Source organism: Stenotrophomonas sp. Y6 (genome assembly GCF_022436665.1).
Lineage (GTDB): Bacteria > Pseudomonadota > Gammaproteobacteria > Xanthomonadales > Xanthomonadaceae > Stenotrophomonas > Stenotrophomonas acidaminiphila_A.
Genome location: NZ_JAKUKB010000004.1, coordinates 283,694 through 306,080, shown reverse-complemented (window position 1 = coordinate 306,080; position 22,387 = coordinate 283,694). Strand labels below are relative to the sequence as shown.

Sequence of the window (22,387 nt, the reverse complement as noted above, 5' to 3'; positions counted from 1 at the left end):
TGCGCGCAACACGTCAGTACACGTCGCGGGCGTAGCGGCCTTCGCGCTGCAGCGCGGACAGGTACCCGGCGGCGGCCTCGGCATCGCCGCCGTTGTGCGCGGCCACCACGTCCAGCAGCGCGGCATGCACGTCCCTGCCCATGGCGATGGCGCCGCACACGTACAGGTGCGCGCCACCCTGCAGCCAGTCGTACAGGTCGCGGCCGCGCTCGCGCAGGCGCTGCTGCACGTAGATGCGTTGCTGCGAGCCCGCCCGCGCATCCGTGTGCGGGGATTTCAGAGGGTCGCGGGAGAAGGCCAGGTCGAGGCGATGCAGTTCCTTCTTTTGCAGGGCCTCCTGCCACTCGACCTGGTAGAGGAAATCGCTGTTGAAGTGGCGGGCACCGAAGAACAGCCAGTTGCGGCCGCTGGCGCCGGTCTCGGCGCGTTCCTGCACGAAGCCGCGGAACGGCGCCACGCCGGTGCCGGGGCCGATCATGATGATGTCGCGGCTGGCATCGGCGGGAACCCGGAAGCGTTCGTTCGGTTCGACGAACACCGGCACCTGCGCGCCTTCCTGCAGCGCGGCGAGGAACCCGCTGGCGGCGCCGACATGGCCGCGGCCGTGCGCGTCGTAGGCCAGTTCGTCCACGGTCAGGTGCACCTCCTCGCCCACGCGCCTGCGGCTGGAGGCGATGGAGTAGAGCCGGTGCGCGGCCGGGCGCAGCGCGGCGACCAGTGCGGCGGCGTCCCAGTCGGCCGGCCAGCGGTGCAGTACGTCGACCAGCTGGTGATCGGCGAACACGGCGGCCAGTTCACCGCTGCGGGCCGGCTCCAGCAGGCCGGCCAGGTCGGCGCTGCCACTGCGTTCGGCCACGGTCGCCAGCAACGGGCGCGAAATGCGGGTCAGTTCGCGGTGTTCGCCCAGCCATTGCGCCAGCGGGCGCTCATGGCCGCCATGGCTGACGCCGGTGTCGCCGTCCAGCCCGGTGGCGGCGAGGATCGCATCGACCAGCTGCGGCGGGTTGCGGTGGACGATGCCCAGCGCGTCGCCCGGCTCATAGTGCAGGCCGCTGCCCTCCAGCGACAGTTCGAGGTGGTGCACGCGCTTGTCGAAGCGGCCGTAGTGGCCGAAGGCCGGGCCCTTGAAGTCGCGGCCGCTGATCGGTTGCCGCGTCAGCAGTTCGGCCGCGAATGGATGCTGTGCGCTGTATGCCGTGCCGTGGCCGTGGCCGTGGCGCAGCGGAGTGACGTTGCTGGCGGTCGTCGCGGCGGCTTCGCCCAGCACCTGGCGTGCGTCCGCCAGGGCACGGCTGCGCCACGGCGTGGCGACGCTGTCAATGTCGAGGTCGGCCTCGCCCAGCGGCTGCAGGCGCCGCGCGCCCAGTTCGGCTAGGCGTGCGTCCAGCCTGCGGCCGATGCCGCAGAAATCGGCGTAGCTGGAATCGCCCAGGCCGAGTACGGCGTAGCTGAGCTCCGGCAGCTTCGGTGCGCGCCTGCCGGCGATGAACTCGACCAGGCCGATGGCGTCGTCCGGCGGGTCGCCCTCGCCCTGGGTACTGATGACGATGTACAGCAGGCGCTCGCCGGCCAGTTCGCGGGTGGGGTAGGCGTCGGCGCGGAGCAGCCGCACCGCCAGCCCGGCGGCCTCGGCGTCGGCGGCCAGCTGCTCGGCGGCGCGGCGGGCATTGCCGGTCTGGCTGCCATAGACGATGGTCAGGCGGCCGCTGGCCGGCGCCGCCGGCTGGCCGCCGGGAATCACCGCCAGCGACGGCGGCGGATGGCCCTGGGCCAGCCCGGCGGCGAAGCCGGACAGCCACCACAGGCTGTTGCCGTCCAGGCCCTCGACCAGGCGCGCCAGCAGCGCCCTGCGGTCCTCGGGCAGGGGGCTGGGGGGCACGGTGGCAGCGGCGGCGGTCATGTCCGGTCCGGTCGGGGATGGGGTGACCGATGCTAGGGAGCGGCGCGGGGCGCGGGAAAGGATGCGCGGTTATCGGTTCATGCCCTGCGTTCATTTCTGCGCGGGGCGCGCGGACCCCACACTCGCTGCCCTGCCGGGTTGCGTACCGGCCCGCGCTGCTACCCTCCCGTTTCCAGAGCGTCCCAGAACCTGCCGCAATGACCGCTACCGTGACCCTGTCGCACCTGGACCGGCTGGAAGCCGAGAGCATCCACATCCTGCGCGAGGTCGCGGCCGGCTTTGCCAACCCGGTGCTGCTGTATTCGGTCGGCAAGGACAGTTCGGTGCTGCTGCACCTGCTGCTCAAGGCGTTCGCGCCCGGGGTGCCGCCGATCCCGCTGCTGCACGTGGATACGCGCTGGAAGTTCCGCGAGATGATCGCCTTCCGCGACCGTCGCGTGGCCGAAACCGGCGTGGACCTGCGGGTGCACATCAATCCCGATGGCATCGCCCGTGACATCGGCCCGGTCAGCCACGGCGCCGCGGTGCATACCGACGTGATGAAGACCCAGGGCCTGAAGCAGGCGCTGGATAAATGGAAGTTCGACGCGGCGATCGGCGGCGCGCGCCGCGACGAGGAGAAATCCCGGGCCAAGGAGCGCGTGTTCTCGTTCCGCAACGACCGCCACCGCTGGGACCCGAAGAACCAGCGGCCGGAGCTGTGGAACCTGTACAACGCGCGCATCCACCCCGGCGAGAGCGTGCGCGTGTTCCCGCTGTCCAACTGGACCGAGCTGGACATCTGGCTCTACATCTACCGCGAGAAGATCCCGGTGGTGCCGCTGTACTTCGCCGCCGAACGCCCGGTGGTCGAGCGCGACGGCAGCCTGATCATGGTCGACGACGCGCGCCTGCCGCTGCGTCCGGGCGAGGTGCCGCAGCTGCGCCGGGTGCGGTTCCGCACGCTGGGCTGCTACCCGCTGACCGGGGCCATCGAATCGCAGGCCGACACGCTGGAGAAGATCATCGCCGAAATGCTGGTGTCCACCCGTTCCGAGCGGCAGGGCCGGGTGATCGACCACGACCCGTCCGCGTCGATGGAGAAGAAGAAGCTGGAGGGCTATTTCTGATGAATGCACCGGCAACGTCTTCCGATATCGCCACCTACCTGCAGCAGCACGAATCCAAGCCGCTGCTGCGCTTCATCACCTGCGGCAGCGTCGATGACGGCAAAAGCACGCTGATCGGGCGGCTGCTGTACGAAAGCAAGCGCCTGTTCGACGACCAGCTGGCCGCGCTGGAGGCCGACAGCCGCCGCCATGGCACCCAGGGCGAACGCATCGACTATGCGCTGCTGCTGGACGGGCTGGCCGCCGAGCGCGAGCAGGGCATCACCATCGACGTGGCCTACCGCTATTTCGATACCGATCGCCGCAAGTACATCGTCGCCGACTGCCCGGGCCACGAGCAGTACACCCGCAACATGGCCACCGGCGCCTCCACCGCCGATCTGGCGGTGGTGCTGGTGGACGCGCGCAAGGGGCTGCTGCAGCAGACCCGCCGCCACAGCTACATCATCTCGCTGCTGGGCATCGGCCAGGTGGTGCTGGCGGTCAACAAGATGGACCTGGTCGGCTACGACGCGGCGGTGTTCGAACGCATCGCCGCCGAGTACGCGGCACTGGCCGCGCAGATGGGCATCGCCCACGTGCAGGCGATCCCGCTGTCGGCGCTGGAAGGGCAGAACCTGTCGACGCGCTCGGCGTTGATGCCGTGGTACGACGGTCCCACCCTGATCGAGCACCTGGACACGGTGGCCATCGCCGGCCACGACGGCGGCGGCGGCCTGCGCCTGCCGGTGCAGTGGGTGAACCGGCCGCACCAGGATTTCCGCGGCTTCGCCGGCACCCTCGCCGCCGGCCAGGTGCGCGCCGGCGACGCGGTGGTGGTGCTGCCGTCGGCGCGGCGTTCGACGGTGCGCGAGGTGCTCGGCCCGGATGGCCCGCTGGACGTCGCCCGCGCCGGCCAGGCGGTGACCCTGGTCCTGGCCGACGAGATCGACGTCAGTCGCGGCGACGTGATCGCCGCCGCCGGCGACCCGCCGGAAGTGGCCGACCAGTTCGCCGCGCACGTGCTGTGGATGGACGATGCCGCGCTGCTGCCCGGGCGGCCGTACTGGCTGCAGATCGGCAGCCGCAGCGTGGCCGCCAGCGTCAGCGAGATCAAACACCGGATCGACGTGAACACGCAGGACAAGCTGGCCGCCAAGCGGCTGGAGCTGAACGAGGTCGGCTACTGCAACCTGTCCCTCGACGAACCCATCGCCTTCGAACCCTATGCGCGCAACCGCGCGCTGGGCGGCTTCATCCTGATCGACCGCCAGAGCAACGCCACCGTCGCCGCCGGTACCCTGGACTTCGCCCTGCGCCGTGCCGGCAACGTGCACTGGCAGCACCTGGACGTGGATCCGGCCGCGCGCGCGCGGATCAAGGGGCAGACCCCGCGGGTGCTGTGGTTCACCGGCCTGTCCGGCGCGGGCAAGTCCACCATCGCCAACCAGGTGGAGAAGCGCCTGCACGCGCGTGGCTGCCACACGTTCCTGCTTGACGGCGACAACGTCCGCCACGGCCTGAACCGCGACCTGGGCTTCACCGACGAGGACCGGGTGGAGAACATCCGCCGCGTGGCCGAGGTGGCCCGGCTGATGGTCGACGCCGGGCTGATCGTGCTGGTCAGCTTCATCTCGCCGTTCCGTGCCGAGCGGCAGATGGCGCGCGAGCGTTTCGCCCCGGGCGAGTTCGTCGAAATCTTTGTCGACGTGCCGCTGGAGGTCGCCGAATCGCGCGACGTGAAGGGCCTGTACCGCAAGGCGCGGGCCGGGCAGATTCCCAACTTCACCGGCATCGATTCGCCCTACGAGCCGCCGCAAGCGCCGGAACTGCACCTGTACGCCGACGGCGAGGCGCTGGACGCGATGGCCGACCAGGTCGTACGGCTGGCATTGCGCTGAGGCGCGGGCCGCAGAGCACTGCGGCCGCATTGCACGTGCGGCCGATGCTGCCCGCCCCCCGGCCGGCGGCGCGGCGCTGGGCGGCGCACGTCCGCCGCCCGGGGCGGGCGCCCGCTTGCCTGCCGGCAAGGTGAATGCACGGCCGTCCTGCGCCGTCGCAGGGGCGCTTGCCGAAGTACGCGTCCGCGCCGTCCAGGGTCGTCCCCGGGCGCGGTCCGGCACTCGCGGCCGCCCGCCCCCCGGCGCGGCCGGAAGCCATGGCGGCAGGCAATGGGTGACCCCGCCCAGGTTATGGCCCGGCCCCACCCAATGGCACATCCGGCCCTTCACTGGCGGCGGCTAGACTGCGCGATCGTGTAGCGGACGGAACGACGTATGTTGTGGCGTTTTTCGGCCACCCTGGCCGGTGGCATTGTCTTGGCGCTGGGAATGGCCGCCTGCGGCCGTGGGAGCGGCGATGCGCCGCGTGCGCAGGGCGCGCCGGTGCCGGTCACCACCCAGGTGGTCGCGCGTTCGGCCTGGAACGACACCCTGCAGGCCATCGGCACCACCCGGGCGCGCGAGTCGGTGACCGTCACCGCCAAGGTCAGCGAGATCATCGACGCGGTGCATTTCCGCAGCGGCCAGGAAGTGGCCGCCGGGGCACCGCTGGTGACCCTGCGCATCGACGCGCAGCAGGCGGCGCTGGCGCAGGCCCAGGCCACCTTCGACGAAGCCGACCGCCTGTACCGCCGGCAGAGCGAGCTGGCCACCCAGCAGCTGGTCGCCAGTTCCACCCTTGATACCCAGAAGGCGATCCGCGACGCGGCCGAGGCGCGGGTGCGGCAGATGCGCGCCGACGTGGCCGACCGCCAGGTGCGGGCGCCGTTCGCCGGCGTGCTCGGCATCCGCCAGGTCAGCCCCGGTTCGCTGGTCACCCCGACCACGGTGATCGCCACGCTCGACGACATTTCGCGGATGCATGTCGATTTCCAGGTGCCGGAAGCCGAGCTGGCCTCGCTCAAGCCCGGCGACAAGGTCAGCGGCAGCAGCATCGCCTACCCGGGGCGCAGCTTCGAGGGCGAGGTCAGCACCGTCGATGCGCGGGTCGACCCGGGCAGCCGCGCGGTCACCGTGCGCGCCGATTTCGCCAATCCCGACCATGCGCTGCGCCCGGGCATGCTGCTGGACGTGCGCGTGTTCCGCCCCGAGCGGCAGGCGCTGGTGATCCCGGAGATCGCGGTGGTCCAGGTCGGCCGTGACTCCTACGTGTTCCGGGTCCGCGACGACGCCACGGTCGAGCGCGCCGACGTCAGGACCGGCACCCGCCGCGCCGGCGTGGTGGAGATCGTGGAAGGGCTGGAGGCCGGCCAGCGCATCGTCGTCGACGGTACCGGCAAGCTGCGCCCGGGCCTGCGCATCGCCGACGCCAAGGCCGCGCCGGCCGCCGCCGGGGCCAGCGCCGAATGAAGCTGTCGGACCTGTCGATCAAGCGGCCGGTGCTGGCCGTGGTGATGAGCCTGCTGCTGGTGGTGCTGGGGCTGATGTCCTTCAGCCGCCTGACCCTGCGTGAGCTGCCGGCGATCGACCCGCCCATCGTCTCGGTGTCGGTCGACTACACCGGCGCCTCGGCGGCGGTGATCGAAAGCCGCATCACCCAGGTGCTGGAAGACGCGCTGGCCGGCATCGAGGGCATCGATACCATCAATGCGCGCAGCACCAACGGCCGCGCCTCGGTGAGCATCGAGTTCACCGCCAACCGCGACATCGAGGCCGCCGCCAACGACGTGCGCGATGCGGTCAGCCGGGTCGCCGACCGCATGCCCGAGGAAGCGCGCCCGCCGGAGATCGCCAAGGTCGAAAGCGATGCCGACCCGATCATCTGGTTCAACATGAGCTCCTCGACGATGGACACGCTGGAGCTCAGCGATTACGCCGAGCGCTACGTGGTCGACCGCTTCTCCAGCATCGACGGCGTAGCCCAGGTACGCATCGGCGGGCGCCAGCGCTATGCCATGCGCATCTGGCTGGACCGCGACCAGCTGGCCGCGCGCGGGCTGACCGTGGGCGAGGTGGAATCGGCGCTGCGCAACGAGAACGTGGAGCTGCCGGCCGGGCGCATCGAGTCGGCCGACCGCGATTTCACCCTGCGCGTGGAGCGCAGCTACGTGGCCCCGGCCGATTTCGCCAGCATCCCGCTGGGCAAGGGCAGCGACGGCTACGTGGTGCGGCTGGGCGACGTGGCCAAGGTCGAGCTGGCCTCGGCCGAGCGCCGCGCCTATTACCGCAGCAACGGCGAGCCCGGCATCGGCCTGGGCATCGTCAAGACCTCCACCGCCAACGCGCTGGACGTGGCCCGCGCCACCCGCGCCGAGGCCGAGCGCATCGCCAGGACCCTGCCGGCCGGTACCCGGATCTTCGTCGCCTTCGACAACACCACCTTCATCGAGGCGGCGGTGGAGCGCGTCTATGCCACCCTGGTGGAGGCGATGCTCCTGGTGCTGGTGGTGATCTGGCTGTTCCTGGGCAGCCTGCGCGCGGCGCTGATCCCGGCGGTGACGGTGCCGGTATGCCTGGTGGCGGCGTTCATCGCGCTGTTCGCCTTCGGTTTTTCGATCAACCTGTTCACCCTGCTGGCGCTGGTGCTGTGCATCGGCCTGGTGGTGGACGACGCCATCGTGGTGGTGGAGAACGTGCAGCGGCGCATCGACCTGGGCGAACCGCCGCTGGTCGCCGCGCGCCGCGGCACCGCGCAGGTGGCGTTCGCGGTGATCGCCACCACCGCGGTACTGGTGGCGGTGTTCCTGCCGGTCGGCTTCCTGGAGGGCAACACCGGCCGCCTGTTCCGCGAGCTGGCGGTGGCGCTGGCCGCGGCGGTGGCGCTGTCGGCGTTCGTCGCGCTGACCCTGACGCCGATGATGGCGTCCAAGCTGCTCAGGCCGCACAGCGAGCGCCGGCCCAACCGCATCAACCGTTTCATCGACGGCCAGCTGGCGCGGGTGGCGGCCGCCTACGGCCGGGTGCTGGACCGCCACGTGCAGCGCAGCTGGGTGTTCGGCCTGGTGATGCTGGCCGCGCTGGGCGCCAGCTGGGGCCTGTTCCGGCTGCTGCCGTCGGAGCTGGCGCCGGCCGAGGACCGCGGCTCGTTCCAGATCATCATCGACGGCCCGGAGGGCGCCGGCTTCGACTACACCGTCGGCCAGGTGCAGCAGGTCGAGCGCATCGTCGACCGCTTCGTCGGCCCCGAGGAGCCGATCGTGCGCGCCAACCCGCGCGTGCCCGGCGGCTGGGGCAACAGCGAGGAAATGCACACCGGCCGCATCAGCGTGTTCCTGCAGCCCTGGCGCGAACGCCAGGAAGCCACCGCCGACGTCGCCAGCGCGCTGCAGAAGGAACTGGACGGCCTCAGCGGCGTGCGCGTGCGCACCCAGGTCGGCGGCGGCCTGGTGCGCAGTTTCGGGCAGCCGTTCCAGGTGGTGCTAGGCGGGCCGGAATACGCGGAGATCGCGCAGTGGCGCGACCGCCTGCTGGCGCGCATGGCCGACTACCCGGGGCTGGTCGGCGCCGATTCGGACTACAAGGAAACCCGGCCGCAGATGCGGGTCAACATCGACCGCCAGCGTGCGGCCGACCTGGGCGTGAGCGTGACCGACATCGGCCGCGCGCTGGAAACCATGATGGGCTCGCGCCGCGTCACCACCTTCGTCGACAACGGCGAGGAATACGACGTGCTGGTGCAGGCCGGCCGCGAGGGCCGTGCGTCGCCGGCCGACCTGGCCGCGATCCAGGTGCGCGCGCGTTCGGGCGAACTGGTGCCGCTGTCCAACCTGGTCAGCCTCGGCGAGGTGGCCGAGGCCGGCACCCTGAACCGCTTCAACCGGCTGCGCTCGATCACCATCAGCGCCAGCGTGGCCCCCGGCCATACCCTGGGCGAGACCATCGCCTGGGTGCAGCAGGTGGCCCGCGAGGAGCTGCCCGAGTACGCGCAGATCGACTGGAAGGGCGAGTCGCGCGAGTACCAAAGCGCCGGCGGCGCGGTGCTGCTGACCTTCGCCATGGCGCTGCTGGTGGTCTACCTGGTGCTGGCCGCGCAGTTCGAGAGCTTCATCCACCCGCTGGTGATCATGCTCACCGTGCCGCTGGGCGTGCTCGGCGCCTTCGTCGGCCTGTACGTCAGCGGCGGCACGCTCAACCTGTTCAGCCAGATCGGCATCGTCATGCTGGTCGGCCTGGCGGCGAAGAACGGCATCCTGATCGTGGAGTTCGCCAACCAGCTGCGCGACGCGGGCCGCAACGTGCACCAGGCCATCGTCGAGGCCTCGACGGTGCGCCTGCGTCCGATCCTGATGACCTCCATCGCCACCGTGGTCGGCGCGGTGCCGCTGGTGCTGGCCGGCGGCCCGGGTTCGGCCAGCCGCGGCACCATCGGCATCGTGGTGATCTTCGGTGTCGCCGTTTCCACCTTGCTGTCGCTGTTCGTGGTGCCGGCGTTCTACGCGCTGCTGGCGCCGTACACGCAGTCGCCGGAAACGGTGGCCAACGAGCTGGCCAGGCAGGAACGCGACACGCCATCGGTGGGCGGGCATGCGTGAGCCGCCCGCCATCGGCGCGGTGCGGCTGCGCCACTGGCGGGCGGACGACCTGGCGTCGCTGCTGCGGCATGCCGATGACGCGGCGGTGTCGCGCGGGCTGGGCACGCGCTTCCCGTATCCCTACACCCGTGCCGACGGCGAGGCGTTCCTGTCCGGGCAGGTGCTGGACCTGTCCGGGCCGGTGTTCGCGCTGGAGATCGACGGCGAGGCCTGCGGCGGCATCGGCGTGCAGCAGGGCAGCGGCGAGCGCCGCCATGGCGCGACCCTGGGCTACTGGCTGGGGCGGCGCCACTGGGGGCAGGGCATCATGACCACGGTCGTGGACGGTTTCGCGCCGTGGGTGATGGAACAACTGGGCCTGTACCGGCTCGCGGCACAGGTCATGGCCGGCAATCCCGCCTCGGCGCGGGTGCTGCTCAAGACCGGTTTCATCGAGGAAGGCCTGGAGCGCCAGGCCGTGTTCAAGGATGGCGTACTGCACGACATGCGCTGCTTCGCCCGCCTGCGGGCGTGGCCGCCGGGGTCGTGACGGCCCTGCACAGGGCCCTGCAATCGTGGAAGAATCGCCGGTTCCTGAAGCCGGCACCCGCCTACCTTCAGCCATCCGGGGAGATCGTGTGGAATCCATCGTCGAATTCGTAAATGGCATCATCTGGAGCAATGCGCTGATCTTCATGTGTCTGGGCGCAGGGCTGTGGTTCACCCTGCGCACCCGCGTCATGCAGATCCGCGGCTTTGCCGAGATGTGCCGGCTCACCGTGCGCGGGCAGAAGTCCGATGCCGGCGTCTCCTCGTTCCAGGCGCTGGCCATGTCGATGGCCGGGCGCATGGGCATCGGCAACATCGCCGGCGTGGCCACCGCCATCGCCTACGGCGGCCCGGGCGCGATCTTCTGGATGTGGGTGATGGGCTTCCTCGGCGCCTCCACCTCCTACGTCGAGTCGACCCTGGCGCAGATCTACAAGACCAAGGACGCCGAAGGCCGCTACCGCGGCGGCCCGGCCTACTACATCGAAAAGGCCATGGGCCTGAAGTGGTACGCGGCGGTGTTCGCGGTGGCCACGGTCATCGCCGCCGGCTTCCTGCTGCCGGGCGTGCAGGCCAACGCCATCGCCGACAGCGCGGTCAACGTGCTGTGCACCGGTGCCGACGCCTGCGCTTCGCTGGGCGGTGCGGCCAGCATGAAGCTGTGGATCGGCGTCGCGGTCGCGGCGCTGCTGGGTGTGATCATCTTCGGCGGGGTCAAGCGCATCGCCAGCTTCGCCGAGGTGATCGTGCCGTTCATGGCGCTGGGCTTCATCCTGATGGCCATCGTGGTGATGATGCTCAATGCCGGCAAGGTGCCGACGATGTTCGCCGACATCTTCTCCAGCGCCTTCGGCGCGCATGCGGCCTTCGGCGGCATCATCGGCCAGGCCATTGCCTGGGGCGTGAAGCGCGGTATCTACGCCAACGAAGCCGGCCAGGGCACCGGCCCGCACGCGGCCGCCGCGGCCGAAGTCTCGCACCCGGCCAAGCAGGGCTACGTGCAGGCGTTCGCGATCTATTTCGACACCATGCTGGTGTGCACCTCCACGGCTTTCCTGCTGCTGTCCACCGGCATGTACAACGTGTTCCGCGAGGTCACCGAGGGCGGCGTGCAGAAGCTGGAGGCGATCGTCAGCGGCGTGCCCGGCGTGGCGCCCTCCGAGGGCGCGCTGTTCACCCAGGCCGCGGTCGAGTCGGTGCTGCCGGGCTGGGGCGCGGGCTTCGTGGCGCTGGCGCTGTTCTTCTTCGCTTTCACCACGATCATGGCCTACTACTACATGGCCGAGACCAACCTGACCTACCTGGCCGGCAGCAACCGCACCCACCCGGCGGCGACCTTGGTGCTGCGCCTGGGCATCATGGGCATGGTGGTGTTCGGCGCCTTCCACAACGCCAAGATGGCATGGGCGCTGGGCGACATCGGCGTCGGCCTGATGGCATGGCTCAACGTGATCGCCATCCTGATCCTGCAGAAGCCGGCGATGCTGGCGCTGTCCGACTACGAGCGGCAGAAGAAGCAGGGCCTGGACCCGGTGTTCGACCCGGATGCGCTGGGCATCCGCAACGCCGATTTCTGGCGCGGCAACAAGTAAGCGAGTGCAACGGCAGTGAACAGCCCCTGGAACAACCGTCGTCCTTCCGCGCGCCCGCCGCGCGCCACGCCTCTGCCGCCTTCGGGCGCGCGCGGTGACGGCGCCGGCCCGGTACGCGGCAACGACGAACTGCGCCTGTACGGCGTCAACGCGGTACTGGCGATGCACGCGCGGCGCCCGCAGGCGCTGCGCAAGCTGTACCTGGCCGAAGCGCTGATCCCGCGGCTGCAGCCGTTGCTGAAGTGGTGCGTGGGCAACCGCGTCGGTTATCGCGTGGTCGGCGAGGGCGACCTCAACAAGCTCGCCGCCACCACCCACCACGAGGGCGTGGTGGCCGACGTGCTGCGCGCCGAACCGCAGCCGCTGGCCGCCTGGCTGGCGGCGCTGCCTGACGGGCCGGTGCTGGCGCTGTGGCTGGACGGCGTGGGCAACCCGCACAACTTCGGCGCGATCCTGCGCTCGGCCGCACACTTCGGTGCGGCCGGCATCCTGCTGCCGGCCGAGTCGACGCTGAGCCTGTCCGGCGCCGCCGCCCGCGTCGCCGAGGGCGGTGCCGAAGCGGTGCCGCTGGTGCGCCTGCCGGCGCTGCCGCAGGCGCTGTCGCAGCTGCGCGCTGCCGGCTTCGCGCTGGCCGCGACGCTGGTGGAAGGCGGGCAGGACCTGTTCGCCACGCCGCTGCCGCCGCGCATGGTCTACGTGATGGGCGCCGAAGGCGAGGGCATGGACCGCGAGTTCGCGCAGCACTGCGACCTGCGCCTGTCCATTCCCGGCACCGGCGCGGTGGAAAGCCTCAACGTCGCCGCCGCCACCGCGGTGTTCCTGGCGGGCTGGCGCAGCCGCCAGGCCCGGGACTGAGACCACCCCGGGCGACCCCGGCCAGGCGCCGCCGCAAGGCGGTCGGGTTGCCAGGGACAGGCCCGCGCGGGGCTCGTCGCCGCCGGCCTCGCGCCAGCGGTGCGGTGTATCAGGCGCAGGTGGAGATGCCTTTGTCGGCTCCGTGCCTGCGCGGATCACCCGGTGGTGGCCGTCGCCTTCCACAGCCCGGTTCGCCGCTGCGCCGCAGGCCAACCGGGTCGTGCCCGGGCACCCGCGGCGCGCCGGGCATGGGGCGCGCGGTTGGCTGGCATGCCCCGCTGGCCCACCTCCCGTAGCCACGGCCGCGCTCTATTCACTCTGCTGGCACGGATCCGGAAAGCGCTGCACGCATCCCGCCGTTTCCCTGCCGCCGCGGCAGGCACGTGCCTAGCCGCGGTAGCCGTTGCTGATCGGGTAGCGCCGCTCGCGGCCGAACGCGCGGCGTGAGATCTTCGGGCCGGGCGCGGCCTGGTGCCGCTTCCACTCGCTGGTGCGCACCAGCCGCAGCACCTGGGCCACCACCTCCGGCGCATAGCCGGCGGCGATGATGTCCTCGCGCGACTGCTCCTGGTCGATGTAGCGGTACAGAATGCCGTCGAGCACGTCGTAGGCCGGCAGCGAATCCTGGTCGGTCTGGTTCTCGCGCAGCTCGGCCGAAGGCGCGCGCGCGATCACCGCCGGCGGGATCACCGGCGCCCCGCCGACCGTGTTGCGCCACTTCGACAGGCCATACACCTCGGTCTTGTACAGGTCCTTCAGCGGCGCATAGCCGCCGCACATGTCGCCGTAGATGGTGGCGTAGCCGACCGCGTACTCGCTCTTGTTGCCGGTGGTCAGCAGCAGCCCGCCGAACTTGTTGGACAGCGCCATCATGATCACGCCACGGCTGCGCGACTGCAGGTTCTCCTCGGTCACGTCGGCGTCCTTGCCCTGGAACATCGCCGACAGCGACTGCATCAGCCCCTGGAACGCCGGCTCTATCGGGACCGTTTCCAGCTTCACCCCCAGCGCCCGGCACTGCTCGGCGGCCAGGTCGTTGGACAGCCCGGCGGTGTAGCGCGACGGCAATGCCACCGCGGTGACGTTGTCCGCGCCCAGGGCATCCACCGCCAGCGCCAGCACCAGAGCCGAATCGATGCCACCGGACAGGCCCAGCCATACCTTGTCGAAGCCGTTCTTGCGGCAGTAGTCCTGGATGCCGCGGGTGATCGCGCGCCAGGCCAGCGCGTCCATGCTTTCGTCGCCGTCGTCGATCCAGCGCATCGGCAGGAACGACCGCGTATCGGCGTCGTAGTCGACCACCAGCATTTCCTCGGCGAAGGCCAGCGCCGCCGGGTGCACCGTACCGCTGCCGTCGGCCACCACCGAGGCGCCGTCGAACACCAGCGCGTCCTGGCCGCCGACCAGGTTGACGTAGGCGATGGCGGCGCCGCTGTCGCGGCTGCGTTCGGCCAGCAGTGCGTCGCGCTGGGCATGCTTGCCGCGCTCATAGGGCGAGGCATTGGCCACCAGCACCAGTTCGGCGCCCTCGGCCACGGTCGCGGCCAGCGGTTCGGCGAACCACAGGTCCTCGCAGACCAGCAGGCCCAGCGTCACCCCGCCGACCTCGAACACGCAGTTGCCGCCGTCCGGATCGACGTCGAAATAGCGGCGCTCGTCGAACACCGCGTAGTTCGGCAGCTCGCGCTTGCGGTAGGTGGCGGCGACCGCGCCGTCACGCAGCACGCTGGCGGCGTTGTAGACCACCGCGCCGGCGCTCTGCGGCCAGCCCACCACCGCGACGATGCCCTGCACCTGCGCGGCGATGTGGGCGATCGCCTGCTCGCACCCGCGCAGGAACGACGGGCGCAGCAGCAGGTCTTCCGGTGGATAACCGCTGACCGCCAGTTCGGGGAACAGCACCACGTCGGCGCCGTACTCGTCGCGGGCGATCTGCGCCAGTTCGATGATGCGCGCGCTGTTGCCGGCCACGTCGCCGACCGGGAAGTCGTACTGCGCCAGGGCGATGCGGAGGGATCGGGACATGATGTCGGCTGCCTTGTCGTTGCAGGCGTCCACGACGGACGCGGGGTGGGACCAGGACGCCATTATCCCAGATGTGCCGTTGACGCCCGCTGATGTCGGCGATGCCCGGATACGGCAACGCCCCCGGCGGCGGGGGCGTTGCGGCATCGCCCTGGCGTCCGCCCGTTGCCGGGCGGACGCTGCGGGTCATTCCTTGGGCGGCACCACGTCGCGGGCCTCGCTGCCGAAGCTGCCTTCGGCCTCGGCGGCCAGGTAGGCGAACACGGTGTAGGCGGCCACGTTCTGCGCCAGCGCCTTCGGGTCGATCTTGTCCAGGGTGTCGTCGGCGGTGTGGTGCAGGTCGAAATAGTCGGTCCCGTCCTGCGCCAGCCACGCCCAGGCGCCGCCCTTGGCCGCCAGCGGCCCCACGTCCGGGCCGGGGCCGCCTTCGTCCGGGCGGTACGCGATGCCCAGCGGCGCGAGCACCCCGGCGATCTGCGCGGTGGCCTCGCGCGAGCCGGCGGGGTTGCCCGAGCCGGTGTTGAACGCGTAGATGCGGCCGGCTCCGAAGTCGCTCTCGGCGGCGATGTGCTGCAGCGGGATTTCCCCGGCCTTCGCCCGCGCGGCGGCATAGGCGTAGCCGCCGTGCAGGCCCTGTTCTTCGTTGGCGAAGGCGATCACCCGGATGGTGCGCCGTGGCGCCTGCCGCAGCTGGCCGATCAGGTGGCCGGCGGCCATGGTGATGCCGATGCCGGCGCCATCGTCGACCGCGCCGGTGCCCAGGTCCCAGGAATCGAGGTGGCCGCCGATCACCACCACTTCCTTCGGCAGTTCGCGGCCGGTGATTTCCCCGATCACGTTCTGCGAGGTGTAGCTGCCGTCCCAGCCGCAGTCCAGGGCCATGCGGATGCGGGTCGGGCCGCGCGCGACCAGCCGCGCCAGCTGGTCGGCATCGGGCACCGACAGCGCCGCCGACGGCACCGGGGTCAGGCCTTCGTCGAAGCGGGTGATGCCGGTATGCGGCACGCGGTGCGAATCGGTGCCGGCCGAGCGCATGATGTAGCCGATCGCGCCCTTGCGGATCGCCTCGGAGGGGCCGCGGCTGCGGACCGTGCCGCCGATGCCGTAGTCCTCGCCGCTGCGGCTGCGGGTCATCTGGTAGTCGATGAAGGCGATCTTGCCGGCCAGTGAGCCGGCCGGCGCGGCCTTCAGTGCTTCCAGGCTGTCGAAGCGCACTACCTCGCCCTCGGCGCTGCCGGCGGGGCTGCCGCCCAGTGCGGTGATCGCCAGCGGCTGCGCATGCGCGCCCAGCACCTGCGCCTGCTCGCTGCGGCGCTCCCACTTGGGGAAGGTGACCGGTTCGGTCCATACCCGGTCGAAGCCCAGCGCCCTGAACTTGGCCTTGGCCCATTCCACTGCGCGCGCGTCGGCCTCGCTGCCGGCCAGGCGCGGGCCGACTTCGGTGGTCAGCGATTCGACCACCTTCCAGCCGGTATCGTCGGCCAGCGCCTGCTCGCGCAGTTCCACCGCCCGGGCCAGCGCCTGTTCGGGGATGCGGGTGGGGGCGGCGTGCGCAGTGGCGCAGGCAAGCACGGTGGCGATGGCAAGGGCGAGGCGGCGCATGGCGGGCTCCGGGTCGGTTGGGGCGCACCTGGGCGTGCGCGGCCGCTGCGAGGGATTCGCAGACGAAAGAAGCCGCGAGCATACGCCCGCGGCTCCGGCTGCAACCGTGCTGGAGGTCACCGCCGCGCGGCGTTACTTCCTCAGGCTGTCGCGGATCTCGCGCAGCAGCAGCACTTCCTCGCTCGGCGCGGCCGGTGCGGCGGGCGCCGCTTCCTTCTTGCGCGACAGCCGGTTGACCACCTTGACCAGCATGAAAATGGCGAAGGCGACGATGACGAACTGCACCACGGTGTTGATGAAGTCGCCATAGCCGATGACCACCGCGGGGATCTCGGTGCCGTCGGCGGCCACCCGCGCCGGCGCCAGCGTCCAGGCGAGCTTGGAGAAATCGACATTGCCGATCAGCCAGCCGATCGGCGGCATGATCACCTTGTCCACCAGCGAGGTGACGATCTTGCCGAACGCGCCGCCGATCACGACACCGACCGCCAGGTCGATGACGTTGCCGCGCATCGCGAACTCCTTGAACTCACTGATCATTCCCACGGGTTTCTCCTGTATTGCGTGAGGGGTGCGAGGTACAGACTACCCCGACACCGGTCATCCGGCGATCATGCCGTCGCGGCGCGCGATGTCGCCCAGCCGCGCGCTGAAACGGTCGCCGGGCCGCAGCGCGGCCACGCCGGCCGGCGTGCCCATGAACACCAGGTCGCCGGCGCGCAGCGCGTAGAGCCGGGACAGTTCGTGCAGGATTTCGGCCACGTTCCAGATCATGTTGTCCAGCGTGGCGTGCTGCCGGGTCTGGCCGTTGACCTGCAGCGACAGCGCCAGCGGCGCCAGCTCGCCCACCTGCGCGGCGGGCACCAGTTCGCTGACCGGCGCCGAATGATCGAAGCCCTTGGCGATGTCCCAGGGGCCGCCCTTGGCCTTGGCCGCGGCCTGCAGGTCGCGACGGGTCAGGTCCAGGCCGACGCCGTAGCCCAGCACCAGCGACATCGCCTGTTCGACCGGGAGTACACCGTCCGGCGCATCCTGTCCCAGCGCGACCACCAGTTCCACTTCGTGGTGCAGGTCGGCGGTCGCCGGCGGGTAGGGAACCGGTGCGTCGCCGGTGACGATGGCGTCGGCCGGCTTCATGAAGAACATCGGCTGCCCGCGCTCGGCAGCGGAGGCCGGTGCATTGGCGCCCATCTCGCGCGCGTGGTCGGCGAAGTTGCGGCCCACGCAGTAGATGCGGCGCACGGGGAAGGTGCCGCCGCCTGCCACCGGGATGCGGGGAACGGGCGGAGCGGGGATCAGGTCGGTCATGGTCGGTCCGGAAGCGGGAGCTGGCGCCATGATGCCGGACGCCGCCGCCGCGCTGGTAGTACCGCTGGCCATGCGCGCGGGGCAGCGGGCGTCCGCGCATCGCGTGCGCGCGGTGGCGCCGGATGCAACACGCCCGGCAGGAGCCGGGCGCGGGTGTCGAAGCCTGGGGCGGGGACGCCCGGTGTCAGTGGGCGTGCGGCAATGCCGGCTTGCGCACCACGCGGTACTCGCCGTCCATCACGTTGCCGGCGGCCTTGCCCGCGGCACGCGCCTTGCGCGCGGCCAGCAGCTTCCAGCTCAGGCCGACCAGGATCATCGCCGCGCCGACGAACAGCCCGGCCACGACCAGGACCGCGAGGATCGCCAGGCCCAGCAGGCCCAGCGCGATCCGCAGCAACGGGTTGCGTGGCTTGCGCGGCGCGAACAGGTTGCGGAGGGTGGCGAACTGGAAGTAACGGATCTGCATGTCGGCGGTATGACGATTTGGCTGGCCGAAGTATCGGTGGGGAGGCGGGTCAATGAGTGAATTTGTCGTTAAATGCGGTCGCCCATTCATGCTGCCCCCTGGCCGGGCGGGGCGGGCCGGCGTGCGACAATCGGCGCAATTTCCTGCTGTCATGCGGTCCCGCGATGTCCATGTCCGTACCTTCCGCCGTCGAGCTGGCCCGGCTCGACGCCCTGCCCGATCCGGGGTTCCTGCTGGTGGAGGCGGTGGTCGACGGCGATGCCGAGCCGCTGATCCTGTACCGCGAGGGCGCGCAGGTACGGGCGTGGCTCAATGTCTGCCCGCATGCCGGCCGGCCCCTCGACTGGGCGCCGGGGCAGTTCCTGAAGAGTCGCGATGGCCACCTGGTGTGCGCGGTGCATGGCGCCGCGTTCGAGCTGCAGGGCGGGGCCTGCGTGTCCGGGCCATGCAAGGGCGACGCGCTGCGCGCGGTGCCGGTGCGGGTGCAGGACGGCAGGGTGCTGCTGGGCTGATCCCGCCGCCCCCGGCGCGGCTCAGAACATCAGGTTGACCATCACCACCACGACCAGCGTGTAGATCAGCGACAACGGGCCGCCGACGCGCCACATCTCGCGCGGGGTGTACTTGGCCGGGCCCATCACCATCGAGATCACCGGGTTGGACGCGGTCATCAGGTTGTTGGAGGCCGACAGCGCCACGATCAGCGCGAACGCGGTGGGGTTGCCGCCCGCGGCCAGTGCCAGGTTGACCGCGATCGGCACGGTGACGATGGTGGCGCCGACATGGCTGATCACCAGCGAGAACGCGGTGGTCAGCACCGCCAGCGCCAGTTCCAGCACCCAGATCGGGATCCCGGCCGGCAGCTTGTCGATGGTGTGGCCGGCGACCCAGGCCGCCGCGCCGCTGGAATCCATGGCCCAGCCCAGCGGGATCAGCCCGGCCATCATGAAGATGGTCTTCCAGTTGATCGAGGCGTAGGCCTCGTCCATGCGCAGCACGCCGGTGAGCAGCATGCCGGCCACGCCGGTGAGCAGGGTCAGCGCCACCGGCAGGTGCGAGGTCAGCGCGATGATGATGGTGATGGCGAAGATCGCCATGGCGATCTTGAACTTGTGCGGGCGCTGTTCGCCCTTGGGGTAGTCGGTGACCACCACGAAGTCGCGGCTCTCGGCCGCGGCGGCCAGGTCCTGCCAGATGCTGTGGAACACCAGCATGTCGCCGGCGCGCAGCGCCACGTTGCGCACGTCCTCGCGGATCACCTGCTTGTCGCGGTTGATCGCCAGCAGGCTGATGCCGCGTTCCTTGCGCAGCCGCAGCTGGCCGGCGGTCTTGCCGATCAGCTTCGAGGTCGGCGGGACCACCGCCTCGGAGATGCCGGCGCGGCTGGGGTTGAACAGGTCACCCAGGTTGCGCAGGCGCGAGGACATGCGCAGGAACTGGTTCTGCGCGAAGTCGGCCACCAGCTGGCGCGGGCCCATCGCGCCGATCACGCTGCCGACCCAGATGCGCATGTCCGCCGGCGGTGCCAGGCGGGTGTCGTTGCCGGTCTTGAGCGCCAGCAGCAGCGGCGCCTCGAACAGGCTCTCGACCTCGCTCACGGTCATTCCCACCAGCGGGCTCTCGGCGGTGACCGCCAGCTCGAACACCTCGCCCTCGATGCCATAGGCCTTGGCGAAGTAGCTCTCGGTGCGCGCCGGGGTCTGGCCCTCGTCATCCGCGCCTTCGTCGCGCGAGAGCTTGCGGTCGCCGAAGAAGCGGAAGTACAGCAGCGCCGCGGCCAGGAGCGCCACGCCGATCGGCAGCGGCGCGAACATGCGCAGCGGCTCGATGGTGGCGGTGCCGGAGGGCAGGTTGTTGTTGGCCGAGATCAGCAGGTCGTTGAGCAGGATCAGCGGCGAGTTGCCGACCATGGTCAGGCCCCCGCCCATCACGATGGCGGCGGTGATCGGCAGCAGCAGCCGCTTGAGGGTCAGCCCGGTATGCGAGGCCAGGCGCGAGGCCACCGGCAGGTACAGCGCCATCACCGACGGGTTCTGCATGAACGACGAATTGAGGCCGGCGGTGGCGCTGGTCAGCAGCAGCAGGCGCTGTTCCAGCCCGTGCGAGCGGCGCAGCAGCCAGCCGGCCAGCCGGTTCAGCGCGCCGGTGCGGTCGAGCCCGGCGCCGAGGATGGTGGTGGCGATGATGCTCATCACCGCGTTGCCCGAGAAGCCGCCGAAGATCTCCTCCGGCGCGATCAGCCCGGTGACGCCCAGCACCACCATCACCACCAGCGCCACCACGTCGGCGCGGATGCGCTCGAACAGGAACATCGCCATGGTGAAGCCGACCAGCCCGAGGACGAGCTTCATGTCGGTCGTCAGCGTGAGGGCGGTATCCATCAGGGCCGGCAGGCGCGCAGGAGGGGGCGGGAAGCACGCGCGGCGGGTGCGGGCGGCGCAACCCTGCGGCCCGCCCCCGGGGCGGGATGGGGCACCGCATCCGCGATTCCGCGCCGGGTGGCGGCAGCGGTATGCCGGGGGCGGGACGAGGGGCCGGCCTTCCGCACCAGGTGCCTGGCGCTGTCCGCGGATGCGCTGGTGCGTGAAGGCAGCATTCCCTTACCCCTCGGTTCCCGTTCCCTGCCGGTCGTACAGCAGATCCCAGACGCCATGGCCGAGCTTCTGGCCGCGGGTCTCGAAATGCGTCTGCGGGCGCCAGTCCGGGCGCGGCACGCTGCCGCGCGGGCCGGCGCGGTTGACCAGGCCCGGCGTGGCGTCGAGCACGTCCCACATCTGTTCGGCGTAGTCGGCCCAGTCGGTGGCGCAGTGCAGCCGCCCGCCCGGGCGCAGCTTGCGCACCAGCAGCGCGGCGAACGCCGGCTGCACCAGGCGCCGCTTGTTGTGGCGCTTCTTGTGCCACGGGTCGGGGAAGTAGATGCGCACCTCGTCCAGCGCGCCGTCGGCAATCTCCTTCTCCAGCACTTCCACCGCGTCGTGGTGGTAGAGCCTGACGTTGCCGGCGTTGTCGTCGGCCAGTGCGTTGAGCAGGCGGCCCACGCCCGGGGCGTGCACCTCGATGCCGATGTAGTCCCTGGACGGGTCGAATCCGGCGGCGAAACGCAGTGCGGCACCGTTGCCGAAGCCGATCTCCAGCACCTTGGGCGCGTTGCGGCCGAAGGTGGCATCCAGGTCGCGCGGCTGGCCATTGAAGTCGATGCCGAAACGCGGCCAGCGTTCGTCGAACGCGCGCTGCTGCGCGGGAGTGAAACGGCCCTGGCGCAGCACGAAACTGCGGACCTCGCGGCGGCCTTCGGTCACGGTGAAGGGCTTGGGCGGCGCCTTGGAGCCCGCGCTTTCAAAGGGATTGGTCATCAGCCGATCAACCCGTCCACCGGCGAGGACGCGCTGGCATGGCGTTTGCGCGGGATGCGTCCGGCCAGGAAGGCCTCGCGGCCGGCCTCGACCGCCTTGCGCATGGCGCTGGCCATCAGCACCGGATGGCGCGCGCCGGCGATGGCGGTGTTCATCAGCACGCCGTCGCAGCCCAGCTCCATGGCGATGGCGGCGTCCGAGGCGGTGCCGACGCCGGCATCGACGATGATCGGCACCCGCGCGTTCTCGATGATCTCCATCAGGTTGTAGCGGTTCTGGATGCCGAGCCCGGACCCGATCGGCGCGGCCAGCGGCATCACCGCGGCGCAGCCGATCTCCTCCAGGCGCTTGCACAGGATCGGGTCGTCGGAGGTGTAGACCATCACCTCGAAGCCGTCCTTGACCAGCTGCTCGGCGGCCTTGAGGGTCTGCACCACGTCCGGGTACAGGGTCTTCTGGTCGCCCAGCACTTCGAGCTTGGTCAGGTTGTGGCCGTCGAGCAGTTCGCGCGCCAGGCGGCAGGTGCGCACCGCGTCCTCGGCGGTGTAGCAGCCGGCGGTGTTGGGCAGGATGGTGTAGCGGTCGGGCGGCAGCACGTCGAGCAGGTTGGGCTCGCCCGGGTTCTGGCCGATGTTGGTGCGGCGGATGGCCACGGTGACGATCTGGGCGCCGGCGGCCTCGGTGGCCAGGCGGGTTTCTTCCAGATCCTTGAACTTGCCGGTCCCGGTCAACAGCCGGGACGCATAACTCTTGCCGGCGATGACCAGCGGATCGGTGGGGACGTGTGCGTTCATGGGGCGATTATCGCCGATCATGCCAGGCCGCGTGGCGTGGCGTTGTCGCGCAGATGCGGCGCCTGCCGCGCATGCGGCTTGCCCGGTGGGACTGTGTGGGGGAAGCCCCACACCTGCGGCGGCAGAAGATCACCCGCCGCCCAGCGCATGCACGATCTCCACCACGTCGCCGGCGTGCAGTTGCCACTGGCCGTGCCGTCCGCGGGGGACGATTTCGCCGTTGACCTCCACCGCCACGCGGCGTTCCGCCAGGCCTTCGGCGGCCAGCAGCGCGGCCAGGGTGAGGGGCGAGGGGAAGGGGCGGGTTTCGCCATTGAGCTGGATGTCCATGCCGTCATTCTGGCCAGCAGGGCCGGAAAATCCCAGCCCATGCGGCAGTGCAGCGTGAGCCGGCCGTGGGGCGG

At 70.8% G+C, this 22,387-nt stretch carries 18 protein-coding genes; 8 read left to right on the top strand and 10 right to left on the bottom strand.

The window, feature by feature from the left end; translation table 11 throughout:
• Nucleotides 1-13: 13 nt before the first annotated feature.
• A complete protein-coding gene (locus MKP15_RS07150; RefSeq protein ID WP_240212237.1) occupies nt 14-1,900 on the bottom strand; it encodes an assimilatory sulfite reductase (NADPH) flavoprotein subunit in 1,887 nt (628 codons plus the stop codon).
• Between the two features lie 155 nt (nt 1,901-2,055).
• On the opposite strand from MKP15_RS07150, the gene cysD reads away from it, so the two are divergent.
• The 7 genes from cysD to MKP15_RS07115 all read left to right on the top strand — a co-directional run bounded on the left by cysD (nt 2,056) and on the right by MKP15_RS07115 (nt 12,435).
• On the top strand, nt 2,056-3,009 hold the full coding sequence (cysD, locus tag MKP15_RS07145; protein WP_275692509.1) for a sulfate adenylyltransferase subunit CysD: 954 nt from the start codon (nt 2,056-2,058) through the stop codon (nt 3,007-3,009).
• Nucleotides 3,006-4,889: a sulfate adenylyltransferase subunit CysN gene (gene cysN / locus MKP15_RS07140; RefSeq protein ID WP_345778723.1), complete on the top strand. Its 1,884-nt coding sequence runs from the start codon at nt 3,006-3,008 to the stop codon at nt 4,887-4,889. The genes cysD and cysN overlap by 4 nt, the downstream gene beginning before the upstream one ends.
• A gap of 375 nt (nt 4,890-5,264) precedes the next feature.
• The gene (locus MKP15_RS07135) at nt 5,265-6,338 is read left to right on the top strand and encodes an efflux RND transporter periplasmic adaptor subunit (RefSeq protein ID WP_104939432.1); all 1,074 of its coding nucleotides are present in this window, start codon (nt 5,265-5,267) and stop codon (nt 6,336-6,338) included.
• Complete coding sequence (locus MKP15_RS07130; RefSeq protein WP_161613313.1) at nt 6,335-9,460, top strand: efflux RND transporter permease subunit; 3,126 nt, start codon at nt 6,335-6,337, stop codon at nt 9,458-9,460. The genes MKP15_RS07135 and MKP15_RS07130 overlap by 4 nt, the downstream gene beginning before the upstream one ends.
• Nucleotides 9,453-9,989: a GNAT family protein gene (locus MKP15_RS07125; RefSeq protein WP_104939430.1), complete on the top strand. Its 537-nt coding sequence runs from the start codon at nt 9,453-9,455 to the stop codon at nt 9,987-9,989. The genes MKP15_RS07130 and MKP15_RS07125 overlap by 8 nt, the downstream gene beginning before the upstream one ends.
• Before the next feature lie 88 nt (nt 9,990-10,077).
• Entirely contained in the window at nt 10,078-11,580 is a 1,503-nt protein-coding gene (locus MKP15_RS07120; protein ID WP_161613315.1) for an alanine/glycine:cation symporter family protein, read from the top strand.
• Between the two features lie 72 nt (nt 11,581-11,652).
• Complete coding sequence (locus tag MKP15_RS07115; protein ID WP_240212309.1) at nt 11,653-12,435, top strand: TrmH family RNA methyltransferase; 783 nt, start codon at nt 11,653-11,655, stop codon at nt 12,433-12,435.
• A 387-nt stretch (nt 12,436-12,822) separates the two neighbouring features.
• On the opposite strand, the gene MKP15_RS07110 is transcribed toward MKP15_RS07115, so the two are convergent.
• The 5 genes from MKP15_RS07110 to MKP15_RS07090 all read right to left on the bottom strand — a co-directional run bounded on the left by MKP15_RS07110 (nt 12,823) and on the right by MKP15_RS07090 (nt 17,836).
• On the bottom strand, nt 12,823-14,460 hold the full coding sequence (locus MKP15_RS07110; RefSeq protein ID WP_240212234.1) for an NAD+ synthase: 1,638 nt from the start codon (nt 14,458-14,460) through the stop codon (nt 12,823-12,825).
• A 186-nt stretch (nt 14,461-14,646) separates the two neighbouring features.
• Nucleotides 14,647-16,062: a M28 family peptidase gene (locus tag MKP15_RS07105; RefSeq protein WP_104939427.1), complete on the bottom strand. Its 1,416-nt coding sequence runs from the start codon at nt 16,060-16,062 to the stop codon at nt 14,647-14,649.
• Nucleotides 16,063-16,194: 132 nt separating this feature from the next.
• Nucleotides 16,195-16,608 carry a large-conductance mechanosensitive channel protein MscL gene (gene mscL, locus MKP15_RS07100; RefSeq protein WP_104939426.1) on the bottom strand — a complete coding sequence of 138 codons (414 nt, stop codon included), beginning with the start codon at nt 16,606-16,608 and terminating at the stop codon, nt 16,195-16,197.
• A gap of 54 nt (nt 16,609-16,662) precedes the next feature.
• On the bottom strand, nt 16,663-17,370 hold the full coding sequence (locus tag MKP15_RS07095) for a fumarylacetoacetate hydrolase family protein (protein ID WP_104939425.1): 708 nt from the start codon (nt 17,368-17,370) through the stop codon (nt 16,663-16,665).
• A 184-nt stretch (nt 17,371-17,554) separates the two neighbouring features.
• Nucleotides 17,555-17,836 carry a hypothetical protein gene (locus MKP15_RS07090; RefSeq protein WP_161613320.1) on the bottom strand — a complete coding sequence of 94 codons (282 nt, stop codon included), beginning with the start codon at nt 17,834-17,836 and terminating at the stop codon, nt 17,555-17,557.
• Between the two features lie 170 nt (nt 17,837-18,006).
• Between MKP15_RS07090 and MKP15_RS07085 the strand changes: the two genes are divergently transcribed.
• Nucleotides 18,007-18,348, top strand: coding sequence for a Rieske (2Fe-2S) protein (locus tag MKP15_RS07085; RefSeq protein WP_161613321.1), 342 nt, complete (start codon nt 18,007-18,009; stop codon nt 18,346-18,348).
• Nucleotides 18,349-18,369: 21 nt separating this feature from the next.
• Here the strand turns inward: MKP15_RS07085 and MKP15_RS07080 are convergent, their stop codons facing one another.
• From MKP15_RS07080 to thiS, 4 genes are all read right to left on the bottom strand, one after another.
• Entirely contained in the window at nt 18,370-20,217 is a 1,848-nt protein-coding gene (locus MKP15_RS07080; RefSeq protein WP_240212233.1) for an SLC13 family permease, read from the bottom strand.
• A 219-nt stretch (nt 20,218-20,436) separates the two neighbouring features.
• Nucleotides 20,437-21,189, bottom strand: coding sequence for a tRNA (guanosine(46)-N7)-methyltransferase TrmB (trmB, locus tag MKP15_RS07075; protein WP_161613323.1), 753 nt, complete (start codon nt 21,187-21,189; stop codon nt 20,437-20,439).
• Nucleotides 21,189-21,983, bottom strand: coding sequence for a thiazole synthase (locus tag MKP15_RS07070; RefSeq protein ID WP_240212232.1), 795 nt, complete (start codon nt 21,981-21,983; stop codon nt 21,189-21,191). The genes trmB and MKP15_RS07070 overlap by 1 nt, the downstream gene beginning before the upstream one ends.
• 129 nt (nt 21,984-22,112) lie before the next feature.
• Entirely contained in the window at nt 22,113-22,313 is a 201-nt protein-coding gene (gene thiS / locus MKP15_RS07065; RefSeq protein WP_104939420.1) for a sulfur carrier protein ThiS, read from the bottom strand.
• Nucleotides 22,314-22,387: the final 74 nt, after the last annotated feature.